The sequence below is a fragment of the Marinobacter sp. EN3 genome (assembly GCF_000475315.1).
In the GTDB taxonomy this organism is placed as follows: Bacteria; Pseudomonadota; Gammaproteobacteria; order Pseudomonadales; family Oleiphilaceae; genus Marinobacter; species Marinobacter nauticus.
In genome coordinates, this window is the sequence record NZ_AXCC01000052.1 from 102,137 (window position 1) to 114,144 (window position 12,008).

Consider the following 12,008-nt stretch of genomic DNA (forward strand, 5'->3'; position numbering starts at 1 on the left):
ATCAGATCTGATTGTCCCGGCGCCAGGCCGAGGGCGAGACTCCTTCCCACTTGCGAAAGGCCCGGCCAAAATTGGACGGGTCGCTGTAACCCAGATGCTCGGCGATCTCGTCAATGCTCATCGCCGAATGGCGCAACAGCAGCTCCCGGGCCCGCTGATGTCGCACACTCTCCTGAAGACCATGAAAGCCTCCACCCTCGGCGGAGAGCTGCCGCCGAAGCGTTCGTGGCGACACCCCCATTTGCTGCGCCACATCCTCGAGGCCGGGCAAACGACCATCCCGGGCAGACTCCAGCAAACGCAAGACCCGATCGCTCACCGAGGCAGATGCTTCCATCTGGCGCATTTCTTCCTCGCACTGGGCTTCTGCCACCCGGCGGGCAACCGGATTGGACAGTGACATCGGTAACCCCAGAAACGACTTGCGAAAACGCAACTGGTTTACTCCCGCCGAGAACGTGACCTTGCCGCCGAACAGATACTGGTAGCGCTCAACATCCTCGGGGCGAGGGTAATCCACCAGGCACCGCCCGCCATCCAGTAACTGAGTGCCGAATAACAGGTAATTCACGTCCATCAGGGTGGCCATCACCACTTCGATATTAAACCGATGAAGCTTCTCGGTGTCGTGGTGAATCTCCAGCTGAATCACTGCATCCTCATCCTCGACGAAGAACGCCAGCGACATGTAGGCAAACCGGATTCGGAAATATTTGATCAACACCGCCAGCGCCTGCTCCAGGGTGTCGCAACTGATGGCAGCCTGGGACAGGGCTCCGTGCGCGGTGAACTTCAGACGTTTGCCGTATTCCAGCCCGAGGCATTCATCGCCACAGCGGGTCAGTGCCTGCTGGCATAACGCCGTGAACTGATCAAGTGTAATGAAATTGTCGGGATGACTGAGCTGGCTGTTTCGAATACCGGCCACTGACACCAGATCGGAACGACGCACCCCACGCTCCTCTGCCAACTGGCAGAGAATTTCAGCGTAATGCACCCGCATAACGGGCAAAGAGCCACTGGAGAGCGTTGCGTTCATGGTCTGGAATTTTTGATCGTTGTTTTACCGATCAGACTAGCCCCTGCCGGGGCAACCGGCAATAACCCCGGTGACGCAGTTCTTCCGGCCTTCAGGCCATCCCGACAATTTTTTCGGAATCCATGAATCCGCCCGGTAATCCATTGCGTAAACATTCTCACTGACAAATCTGTGACGAGTGCATAGAATGATGACCATAGCCAGCTCAAATACGATAACTGTCAAGGAGCGCCCGGTGACAACACTGGAGCAGCAACCAACGAAAACCGAAGGGCGCAAAGACCCTTGGGGTGTTTTGTTGGAAAAAGTCGGCAAACATCAGGATCGGGCGGCTTATCATGCTTTGTTCGAGCACTTTGCCCCGCAGATCAAGTACTACGCAATCTCGAACGGGCTGGCCAGCCACGCGGAAGAGCTGGTGCAGGAAGTCTTCGTATCTATCTGGCGCCGTTCCTGTCTTTACGACTGGCGCAAAGCGGCCGCTTCCACCTGGATTTTCACCATTGCCCGGAATCAGCGCATTGATATGCTGCGTAAAATGCAGCGGACCAGTGCTGAGATGGCGGTGGAAACCGAGGATCTCTGGCAGATTCCGGGTGATAACGAAGACGAACCAGTTACCTCCCTGCACCGCCTGATGTCCGAGCGGCGTATCCGGGAGTCGCTGAGCCAGCTCCCGGAAGAGCAGATTACCGTAATCGCGAAGGTATATATGGAGCACAAATCCCACCAGATGGTGGCAGATGAGCTCAACATTCCTCTCGGCACCGTGAAAAGCCGGGTTCGCCTGGCACTGAACAAACTGAAAGTGATTTTGCAGGATCAAAACGTATGACACGGCACCATCCCGACAGCCTGAGTCTGATGGAGTACAGTGCGGGCAACCTGAGCGAGCCCCATGCACTGTGCATCCGCCTGCATCTGGAGCAGTGCCCCCACTGCCGTAGCCGGGTCGATACTCTGAACAGTCTGGGCGCGGTCATGATGGATCACCAGCCAAAGGTGACGGTGGCTGATTCGAGCTTTGATCAACTGATGGCGCGTATCGATAGCTCCCCGCAAGCATCATCCCCGGTGGTTCCCCAGCCAAAGGTGAGCCCTCTGCAGAAACTGCTCGGGGATGACATCAATGCGCTGCCCTGGAAACGTCAGCTTGCGGACGTGAGTGTGCTCGACATTACCGACAAGTTTCCCGGCCAGAACGAGCGGGTCGTCCTGCAAAAACTGGTAGCGGGCGGCAAGGCGCCGGCCCATACCCACCGTGGCGATGAAACCACGATTGTGCTGCAAGGGGCATTTGCCGACCAGAAGGGCGTATTCAATCAGTGGGACTTTGTGGTTCTGAACGAACAGGACGAACATCGTCCGGTGGCCGTCGGTTGCGAAGACTGCATCACGCTGTCAGTGCTGAGCGCCCCCCTGAAGCTGACCGGGGCCTTCACCCGTCTGCTCAATCCGTTCCTGCGTTAACAGCGTGCTGCGGCACCGCCGCAGCATGACTTCGCTACCATGGCAGATCACTGCCATCCCAACTGATAAAACGCCCATTATCCCTGGCATCGAGGCTTTCCAGAACCGAAAACAGATTGCTTGCCGTCTGCTCTGGCTCGTGCACCGTTAACTGCTCCAGCGACTGCTGAAATGGTTGGCTCAGCGACGACAAGGTGGTGCCCGGGTGCAGGGAAACGCATGCCAGTGGCGCGTAACGCCTCGACAATTCAATAGAAAGGTTCTTCACCACCATATTCATCGCCGCCTTGGAGGCGCGATAGGCGTACCAGCCCCCTAACTGGTTGTCCGAAATAGACCCCACTTTCGCAGACACCGCGGCAATACGCTTGAAGTGCTTTCCCCTCAGCACCGGAGCCAGCCTCTGCATCAGCGAGACAAACCCGAGGCAGTTCACCTGGTAGCTCCGCATCATGCTTCGGCCATCGATATCCTCCAACCGTTTCTCCGGAAACATCTGGCCATCGTGCAGCAGGCCTGCGGCATAAATAACGGTTTGAACCGGACCAGAAGCTTCCAGCACAGCCTTGAACTCGGCGACATCAAGCCGCTGCTCGTCCTCTGCATCCCAGGCCATCAATCTCACGCCAGAGTGATTCTTCAAATCGTCCGGCGCCGTCTCCGGCCTCCGGCACAGCCCAATCAGGCTCCGGTCCGGATAGCTGCTCAGATAACGTCGGGCCAATGCCGCACCGATGGCACCGGACACCCCCGCAATAACGGTCGTCATTCACCGATCTCCCGATTATCAATCAAGCCCATGTCGTTGATACGAAAAATCAATGCGTTCGGGCCATCCTGAAGCAAACCAAATAATTCAAACGCCCGTATGAAGAAAGGCTTCCAGATCAGAACGACGATATCCGGCGGTCGTTTAGACCGTCAAATCAAAACAGGAGAGTATCCATGCAATACCAGGCACCAGCGAACGATCTTCGCTTTCTGTTGTTTGATGTGTTGGGTGCAGACAAGCTGCACGAGCTGGAAAAATATGCCGATGCCACACCGGACCTGATCTCCGCGGTCATTGATGAGGCCGGCAAGCTGGCGGCAGAGGTCATTCAGCCCACCAACCAGGTTGGCGACCGTCAGGGCTGCAGCTACGACCCCGAAACCAAACTGGTCAAGACTCCAGACGGCTTCAAAGAGGCCTACCAGAAGTTTGTCGAAGGTGGCTGGACCGCGCTGGACGCGCCACTGGAGTTTGGCGGCCAGGGCCTGCCTCACACGCTGAAATTCGTGGTGGACGAGATGGTGTGCTCCACTAACCTGTCGCTGGGCATGTACCCCGGCCTGACGCATGGTGCCATCAGCGCCCTCTTTGCCCACGGCTCGGAAGAGCTTAAGCAGACGTATCTGGAAAAACTGATTTCCGGCGAATGGACCGGCACCATGTGCCTGACCGAGCCCCATTGTGGCACCGATCTGGGCCTGATTCGCACCAAAGCCACGCCGAATGATGATGGCAGCTACGCGATTGAGGGCACCAAAATCTGGATCACCGGCGGTGAGCACGATCTGGTGGACAACATTGTCCATCTGGTGCTGGCCAAGTTGCCGGGCGCGCCAGACACCACCAAAGGGATTTCCCTGTTTGTGGTACCCAAGTTCCTGCCAGACTCCGGTGAGCGCAATCCGGCCTTCTGTGGTGGCCTGGAGCACAAGATGGGCATCAAGGGTTCCGCCACCTGCGTCATGAACTTTGAAGGCGCCAAGGGCTGGCTGGTGGGCGAGCCCAACAAAGGCATGAGCGCCATGTTCACCATGATGAACGAAGCTCGTCTGATGGTGGGCATGCAGGGCCTGGGCCTGGCGGAAATGGCCTACCAGGAGAGCCTGGCCTTCGCCAAAGAGCGTCTGCAAAGCCGCTCCCTGAGTGGCCCGAAAAACCCCGACGGCCCGGCCGACCCGATCATTGTGCACCCGGATGTACGCCGCATGCTGATGCGCCAGAAAGTGCTGAACGAGGGCATGCGTGCACTGGCACTGTTTACCGGCCATCAACTGGATCTCTCGGTGGCACACCCGGACGAAAAGGTTCGTGAAAACGCCGACGACCTGGTACAGCTGCTGACGCCGGTGGTCAAAGCCTTCCTGACCGATGAGGGCTACAACAACGCCAACTGGGGCCAGCAGGTGCTGGGTGGCTCCGGCTTCACCCAGGACTGGCCGCTGGAACAACTGGTACGCGATGGCCGTATCGCCCGTATCTACGAGGGCACCAACGGCATCCAGGCGATGGATCTGGTGGGCCGCAAACTGTCGCAGAAGGGCGGGCAACTGGTACGCGCCCTGTTTGCCGAGCTGACGGGTTACCTGAAAGACAATCCTGATGCGCCCTACCGGGAAGAACTGAAAGGCGCCGTCAAGGGTCTTGAGCAGGCCACTCTGTGGCTGGCCCAGAATGCCCCGAAAGATCCGGAGCAGGCTGGCGCTGCGGCAACACCATATCTGCGTCTGACAGCCCTGACCGTCATCGGCTATCTGTGGTCCCGCATGGCTGCGGTGGCTGGCCAGCAGCTCGAAGCAGGCGCAGGTAACAAGCCACTACTGGAAAGCAAGCAGGTATCCGCCCGTTTCTATTTCGAGAAACTGATGCCCGAGGCGGACTGGCTGCTACGGGATATCCAGTCCGGCAAAGACAGCCTGATGGCCCTGGAAGATGAGCAGTGGATGGCCTAAGCGGCAGAGTTTCCGGTCAGGCCAAAAATTCTGGCCGGAAATGACCGACAAATGGCAATTTGTGACCTTCATCAAGACAGATCAGAAATTGATAATAGTCACGTTGATTAGTGTCTCTGAACTAGTCCAACCCGCCTCCTTGCGAGGCTGGTACCTTCTTGAAGCCGCGCTTTGCGCGGCTTTTTTTATGAATGCTTTTCGCCAGTCCTGCTACACAAGTACAATGCACGCTGCATTTTTAATACTCCAGTAGAGACCGCATGACCACCGATGACTACCATCTCCGCTTTGGCGGCATAGAGCGTCTGTACGGCCGCAAGGCCCTGCATGCTTTCCGCCATGCTCACATCGCCATTGTTGGTCTCGGTGGCGTCGGTTCCTGGGCGGCAGAAGCTCTGGCGCGTAGTGGTATCGGCACCATCACCCTGATTGATATGGACGACATCTGTGTCTCCAACACCAACCGGCAGCTACACGCTCTGCAGGGCCAGTATGGTCGAACCAAAACCGATGCCATGGCGGAGCGGTTGCGCGCCATCAATCCCCAGGCGGATATTCGGGTGCACTTTGGCTTTCTCACGGTGAAGAATGTCGGCGAGCTGATCACCGAAGATATGACCGGCGTGGTGGATGCCATCGACAGCGTGAAGGCAAAAGCGGCGCTGATTGCCCACTGCCAGCGGCGCAAGATTCCGATCGTCTGTGCCGGTGGCGCGGGAGGCCAGATGGACCCGACCCAGATCCAGGTGGCCGACCTGGCAAAAACCACACAGGATCCATTATTGGCCAAGGTCCGTAATATGTTGCGCCGGGAATACGGTTTTTCCCGAAACCCGAAACGGCGCTTCGGCGTAGAAGCTGTATACTCTCTGGAACAACTGACCTATCCCGCCCCGGACGGCGAGGTATGTCAACAGAAACCGACAAGCGACGGCCCGGTGCGGCTCGACTGCGCCACCGGTTTTGGTGCTGCCAGCCCGGTGACAGCAAGTTTCGGCTTTTTCGCAGCGTCCCGGCTGCTGAATCGCATCGCCCGCAAGGCCAACGCCTAAATCAACCATCGGGGCCCTTTTATGGCCGTAAGCACCACGTTAATTCTGGCCGGCATCGGCGTTTCTTCCCTGGTTTGCCAGTGGCTGGCATGGCGGGTACGCATGCCGGCTATCCTGTTCCTGCTCGCCGGTGGCATCCTTGCCGGCCCGGTGACCGGGTTCCTGCAACCGGAAGCCATTTTTGACGACCTGCTGTTTCCTGTTATCTCCCTGGCAGTGGCCATCATCCTGTTCGAGGGTAGCCTTACCCTGCGCTACGAGGAAATCAAAGGCCACGGCAAGATGGTGCGCAATCTTATTCCTGTGGGTACCATCGTCACCTGCATTATCGGCACCCTGGCCGCCCGCTGGATTCTCCAAGTATCCTGGGAAGTTGCCTTGTTGTTCGGTGCTATCTCCGTGGTCACCGGGCCTACCGTGATTGCCCCCCTGCTCCGGGCAGTACGCCCCACCTCCAAGCTGGCGAACATCCTCACCTGGGAAGGCATCATCATTGACCCGGTAGGCGCACTGCTGGCCGTTCTGGTGTTCGAGGGCATCGTTTCCTGGGGCCAGGGTAATGTTTTCAGCCACTCCCTCTACATTTTCGGCAAGACTCTGCTGGTTGGCTTTGCCATCGGTGCCGCCGCCGGCTACCTGAACGGCCTGGTCCTCAGAAAGCACTGGATCCCGCAGTACCTGCATAACGCCGGCACGCTCACCTTCATGCTCGGTGTCTTTGCCATCTCCAATGAACTGGCCCACGAATCCGGCCTGCTCACCGTCACCGTGATGGGCATCTGGATGGCCAACATGAAGCAGGTTCCGGTCGACAGCATTCTGGAATTCAAGGAATCCCTCAGTGTCTTGCTCATTTCGGCCCTGTTTATCATTCTGGCCGCCCGCGTGGAGTTTGCTGCCATCGCCGAACTGGGCTGGGGCCTGGTTGCTGTGCTGGCTATCCTCATGCTGATTGCACGCCCCGCGAGCATCTTCCTCTCGGCCATTGGCACCACACTGAACTGGAGGGAAAAGCTGTACCTGAGCTGGATTGCTCCACGTGGCATTGTCGCTGCAGCGGTCTCAGCGCTGTTCGCATTCCAGCTTGAGCGAATCGGGTATGAGAGTGCCGGCGTACTGGTACCACTGGTGTTTATGCTCATCATCACCACCGTTACCCTGCAAAGCCTCACTGCCCGGCCCGTGGCAAAACTGCTGGGGGTTCAGGAACCGCCCGCGCACGGCTTCCTGATTCTGGGCGCCAACCCGGTGGCCCGGCTGGTGGCCCAGGCTCTGAAAAAGCATGACATTCCCACCATGCTGACCGACACCAACTGGGAGAACGTGCGTCAGGCGCGCATGGAAAACCTGCCGGTGTATTTCGGCAACCCGGTGTCGGAACATGCCGCCACACATATGGACCTGACCGGGATCGGCAACCTCCTGATACTGTCGCCATACAAGCAGATGAACAGTCTGGCCACCTACCATTTTCTGGACTGGTTCGGAGATGATTCGGTATTTGGTCTGGTGGAAGGCGACCAGGATCAGCGGGCGCGGCTTCAGACCGCAGGCAAGGTGCAGCGAACCCGGGGACTGTTCGATGGCGTCAGCTATGCCAAGCTGGCGAGCCTGGTCAGCCAGGGCTACACCGTGAAAACCACGCAGCTAAGCGAAGAGTTCAGCTACCAGCAGTTTCTGAACCAGTATCAGAACCAGGCCCTGGTGTTGTTCGTACGCGACAGTCGGGACCATATTCACCCGGTCAAGGACATGGAAACCCTTGAGCCAGGTGATGACTGGGTACTGATCAGCCTGGTTCCCCCACAACCCCAGAAGGAACGTCGGGACCGGGAAGAACCTGCCGGTGAGAAAGGCGACAAAACGGCAAGCGGTGCCGCTCCAGCCTGACGCTATTCGCAACCGTCAGCGGCAGTCGAGTACCAGCTTGCCACGGACGTGGCCGCCCTCCAGCAAAGCGTGGGCGGCCTGTACCTGATCCAGCGGGAAAGCCTGGTCAATGTGGACCCGCACATCGCCGTCTTCAATGAGCTCGGCAATTTCGTCCAGGTGAAACACGTCCGGCCTTACGGTCATACCGTGGGCCCGAAGCCCCATGGCCTCGGCGGCACTGACAATGTCATCGGCGGTCACGGTAGGAATGGTCACCAGCACGCCGGTTTCTGACAAGGTATGCAGAGAGCGCTTGCCGGTTTCCCCTCCCACCAGATCCAGTACCACATCCAGGCCATAGCACTCCTCGGCAACGTCGGTGGTGTGGTAATCAATCACTTCGTGCACGCCCAGCTCTGCCAGAAAATCCCGATTGGCCGGTGAGGCTGTCGCCACCACATGGGCGCCACGCTCCAGCGCAAACTGAACCGCAAAATGGCCGACACCGCCAGCCCCGGCGTGAATCAGTATCTTCTGACCGGATTCCAGCCTGGCCACCTCAAACAGGGCCTGCCAGGCCGTCAATGCCGCCAGGGGCACCGCGCCGGCAGTCACCAGATCAAGCTCATCAGGGACGATGGCCAACTCATCAGCACGAGCCAGTGTGTACTCCGCATAAGCACCACCGCCGGCCGGAAAGCCCACCATACCCATCACCCGGTCGCCCGGGGCCAGGGTGGTCACGCCCTCAGCAACGGCGACGACCTCACCGGCAACGTCGTACCCGGGCGTCCAGGGCAGCCGGTTTTCGATCTGTCGGGCGGCGAACCCCAGCCCCTTCCGGGTTTTCCAGTCAATCGGGTTCAAACCGGCGCCATGCACTCGGATAACCACTTCACCCTCCCGGGGCTCAGGCACCGGAGCCTGCGCCACCTGAAGCACCTCCCGCTCACCAAACTCGCCGTAGATCACGTGCTGCATAAGGATTGATTCACTAACGTCGGTAGGTTCCATGGTTGCCTCCGGAGTGCATGGGGTCAGATGTCCCTCGAAGGGCATCAAGGATGAGACTAGCAGATATTTCCGGCGACGGCCCTAGCGCGGCAGGCCCCGGCCGCCGGGCACCAGGGCGCCGGACAGAATATCGACAAAGGCTTTCGGAGCCCGAGCCGGGCGCTGGGATTTCATATCAACGCAGGCGTGAGTAGACAGCCCCCGCAACAGGGTTTTGCCATCGGCCCGGCGAATCAACTGGAATTGGCGGGCCGAGCGAAAACGACCATCCCAGTCCGTCAGCCAGGTGCCCAGCACCAGCTGGTCGCCGGCATTAGCCGAAATCAGGTAGTCAACGTCGGTGTGGGTAATGGCCATGGCCTTGCCGGTTTCCTCGTGCAGGGCCCAGGTCATGCCCAGACTCTCGATGTGTGCCCAGCTCACTTCCTCCAGCCAACGGATGTACACCACGTTATTGGCATGGCCAAGTCGATCGGTATCTTCGGCCTGAACCGTGATTTCCAGGGTGAACGGGCCGGGCAAATCCCAGCTCAGGGCGGGGGCATCAGTCATGGGGTTGCTTCTCCAAGGCCAGGGATGGCCTGCAACGGTAGCCGGCCAATACGGTCGTTGTGAAGTGAACCAAAGTATAGAACACCGTCGTGGGGATTAACTGAGGTAATCTCCTGCAGATGAGTACCGCGAGTGTCGTGCAGGCTGGTCAGCATCTGGCCCTTGCTATCGAAGGCGACGACCAGACCGTAGTTCTGGGGCTTGGGCTTCAGGCTGTCCGGCAACTTGGCAACCAGATCCTTCAGCCAGGGGGACTTGTGCATGGCATCGACCCGGGGATTACGCAGGGTCGGGAAGGCGACCCAGTAACGGCCCTCACCGTCCACCGCCAGGTTGTCCGGAAAACCCGGCAGGTTGTCGGCAAATACCTCAGCCCGGCCAGCCTTGGGACCGCCGATCCAGTACCGGAGAATGCGGTATTTCCAGGTCTCGTTCACCAGTACATAATCGCCCTGAGGGGATACTGCCACGCCATTGGCAAAATGCAGGTTACCCAGCAACACCTCGGTTTTCCGGGTTTTCGGGTTGTACCGCAACAACCGGCCGTGAGGACGCATCTCCAGCAAGTCGAGTACGTAATCAGGCTGCTGGAAGCGGGAACTGGCGTCGGTGAAATAAATTCGGCCATCGGGGGCGATCACCACATCATCCGTGAACCGGAAGGGGGTGCCCTCGGCCTCTCGGGTAAGCACCGTGATGTCACCCTGAGGGGTAATGGATAACAGGCCTTTCCAGGCGTCGGCGACAATCAGATTGCCGTTGCTGTCAAACACAAGTCCAAGCGGCCTGCCACCGGTTTCCAGCCAGTGTTCCACCGTACCATCAGGGTGAACACGAACAATCCACCCATCCTGGGTACCGGTGTAGAGCACACCATCAGGGCCGATGGTGGTGTCTTCCGGGCCGTACACCTCGCCACGAGCAAGCAGATCCGCCAGCCGCAACCGTTCATTGGGCGCCAGCACACCGGTCATGGCCGGTGGAGAGGGCGCTTCCCAGGCTTTACTGTCGATCGGAGACGGGGTCAGCAGAAAGCTGCCAAGCAACAAAAAGACAACCAGCAAGCCAACCAGCAACCATTTCATCATGCGCGCCCGTTCCCTTTTATGATTCTTTGTCCGCAGGCGACCCGGCGGATAACCCCGTGAGCCTAACCTTAGCAGACATCACAGGGTTTCTGACAAGATCAGGCCTGTTCCAGAAAACGCCGGCACAGCATGGCGAAAGCGTCCGGTTTTTCTGCGTGCAGCCAGTGCCCGGTGCCTTCAATGATTTTCAGCTCGGCGCCCGGAAACAGGGTACGAATCGTGTCCCGGTGTTTCTCCTGGATGTAGGCCGAATCCGCTCCCTTGATAAAAAGCACCGGCCCCTCAAACGGTCCCTGCCCTTCCGGCGCCGCCGCCAGCTTGCCATAACAGGCATCAATGACAGGCAGGTTCAGCCGCCAGCGAAATGTCACCTCATCATCGGCCTGCTCCTGGGCCGGAATACGCTCCAGGTTTTTCAGCAGGAACTGGCGCACGCCCGCCATTTCAACAAACTCTGCCAGGCGGGCGTCCGCCTCGGTGCGGGATTTCACGCCACGAAGGTCCATCTGCTGCATGCCTTCAAGGATGGCGTCGTGGTGGGCCTTGTAGGTAACCGGCGAGATATCCGCCACAATCAATGACCGCACCCGCTCCGGATGACTCAGAGCAACCTGCATGGCGACCTTGCCGCCCATGGAGTGGCCCAGAAGGCTGGCTTTTTCAATACCCTGGGCATCCAGATAGGCAATGACATCCTCGGCCATAGCCGGATAGTCCATGTCTTCAGTATGGGGAGAGCTGCCGTGATTGCGTTCATCCAGAGCATGGATCTGCCAGCCGTCCTCAAGCCGGCGGGCAATACCACCCAGGTTTTCCAGGGAACCAAATAGTCCGTGCAGCAGGATCAAGGGATCTCCCTGACCGGAAATACGGTGATTCAGTGCAACACTCATGGTCTGGCAGCCTCCGGTTGTCGGATCAAACCGGATACACTACCACTGCCAGTTTACGGGGCAAGGGGAATTTGGTGCCAACCCGACAGGCAGAAAAAAGCCGGGCAGGGCCCGGCTGGAAGGTCACAGACATACGCCTGAAAGATCAGCAATAGAAAATGCTGTCCAGGTATTCAGCGAGTGCCAGAACGTTTTTGCGCTCCATTTCGCTATGGGGTACAAAGATTTCCTGTTCCATACAACACCTCCACTTTGCAACGCATTACTTCAACCTGATAGCCAACATGCTATCGTTGAAGTAGTGGCA

General features: G+C 58.6%; 11 protein-coding genes. 5 read left to right on the top strand and 6 right to left on the bottom strand.

Translation table 11 applies throughout. The features are described 5' to 3' along the window. Nucleotide 1: 1 nt before the first annotated feature. Nucleotides 2-1,039, bottom strand: coding sequence for an AraC family transcriptional regulator (locus Q675_RS33080; protein ID WP_031211617.1), 1,038 nt, complete (start codon nucleotides 1,037-1,039; stop codon nucleotides 2-4). Between the two features lie 235 nt (nucleotides 1,040-1,274). On the opposite strand from Q675_RS33080, the gene Q675_RS33085 reads away from it, so the two are divergent. Beyond that, nucleotides 1,275-1,874 carry a sigma-70 family RNA polymerase sigma factor gene (locus Q675_RS33085; protein ID WP_014420382.1) on the top strand — a complete coding sequence of 200 codons (600 nt, stop codon included), beginning with the start codon at nucleotides 1,275-1,277 and terminating at the stop codon, nucleotides 1,872-1,874. After that, on the top strand, nucleotides 1,871-2,509 hold the full coding sequence (locus tag Q675_RS33090; protein WP_023011742.1) for a ChrR family anti-sigma-E factor: 639 nt from the start codon (nucleotides 1,871-1,873) through the stop codon (nucleotides 2,507-2,509). The genes Q675_RS33085 and Q675_RS33090 overlap by 4 nt, the downstream gene beginning before the upstream one ends. A 34-nt stretch (nucleotides 2,510-2,543) precedes the next feature. Here the strand turns inward: Q675_RS33090 and Q675_RS33095 are convergent, their stop codons facing one another. After that, nucleotides 2,544-3,278, bottom strand: coding sequence for an SDR family NAD(P)-dependent oxidoreductase (locus Q675_RS33095; protein ID WP_023011743.1), 735 nt, complete (start codon nucleotides 3,276-3,278; stop codon nucleotides 2,544-2,546). Nucleotides 3,279-3,454: 176 nt separating this feature from the next. Between Q675_RS33095 and Q675_RS33100 the strand changes: the two genes are divergently transcribed. The 3 genes from Q675_RS33100 (at nucleotide 3,455) to Q675_RS33115 (ending at nucleotide 8,172) form a co-directional block, all read left to right on the top strand. Then, nucleotides 3,455-5,230 carry an acyl-CoA dehydrogenase C-terminal domain-containing protein gene (locus tag Q675_RS33100; RefSeq protein WP_023011744.1) on the top strand — a complete coding sequence of 592 codons (1,776 nt, stop codon included), beginning with the start codon at nucleotides 3,455-3,457 and terminating at the stop codon, nucleotides 5,228-5,230. A 260-nt stretch (nucleotides 5,231-5,490) separates the two neighbouring features. Continuing rightward, complete coding sequence (gene tcdA, locus Q675_RS33110; protein ID WP_023011745.1) at nucleotides 5,491-6,282, top strand: tRNA cyclic N6-threonylcarbamoyladenosine(37) synthase TcdA; 792 nt, start codon at nucleotides 5,491-5,493, stop codon at nucleotides 6,280-6,282. Between the two features lie 21 nt (nucleotides 6,283-6,303). Beyond that, on the top strand, nucleotides 6,304-8,172 hold the full coding sequence (locus Q675_RS33115) for a cation:proton antiporter (RefSeq protein WP_011784056.1): 1,869 nt from the start codon (nucleotides 6,304-6,306) through the stop codon (nucleotides 8,170-8,172). A 15-nt stretch (nucleotides 8,173-8,187) separates the two neighbouring features. Here the strand turns inward: Q675_RS33115 and Q675_RS33120 are convergent, their stop codons facing one another. The 4 genes from Q675_RS33120 to Q675_RS33135 all read right to left on the bottom strand — a co-directional run bounded on the left by Q675_RS33120 (nucleotide 8,188) and on the right by Q675_RS33135 (nucleotide 11,701). Next, nucleotides 8,188-9,168 (bottom strand): NADP-dependent oxidoreductase, encoded by a 981-nt coding sequence (locus Q675_RS33120; RefSeq protein WP_023011746.1) that lies wholly within the window; start codon nucleotides 9,166-9,168, stop codon nucleotides 8,188-8,190. 81 nt (nucleotides 9,169-9,249) lie between these two features. Beyond that, a complete protein-coding gene (locus Q675_RS33125; protein ID WP_023011747.1) occupies nucleotides 9,250-9,720 on the bottom strand; it encodes an acyl-CoA thioesterase in 471 nt (156 codons plus the stop codon). Continuing rightward, on the bottom strand, nucleotides 9,717-10,805 hold the full coding sequence (locus tag Q675_RS33130) for an SMP-30/gluconolactonase/LRE family protein (protein WP_031211619.1): 1,089 nt from the start codon (nucleotides 10,803-10,805) through the stop codon (nucleotides 9,717-9,719). The genes Q675_RS33125 and Q675_RS33130 overlap by 4 nt, the downstream gene beginning before the upstream one ends. 101 nt (nucleotides 10,806-10,906) lie before the next feature. Beyond that, nucleotides 10,907-11,701, bottom strand: a complete 795-nt coding sequence (locus tag Q675_RS33135) for an alpha/beta fold hydrolase (protein WP_023011749.1) — start codon at nucleotides 11,699-11,701, stop codon at nucleotides 10,907-10,909. Nucleotides 11,702-12,008 lie beyond the last annotated feature (307 nt).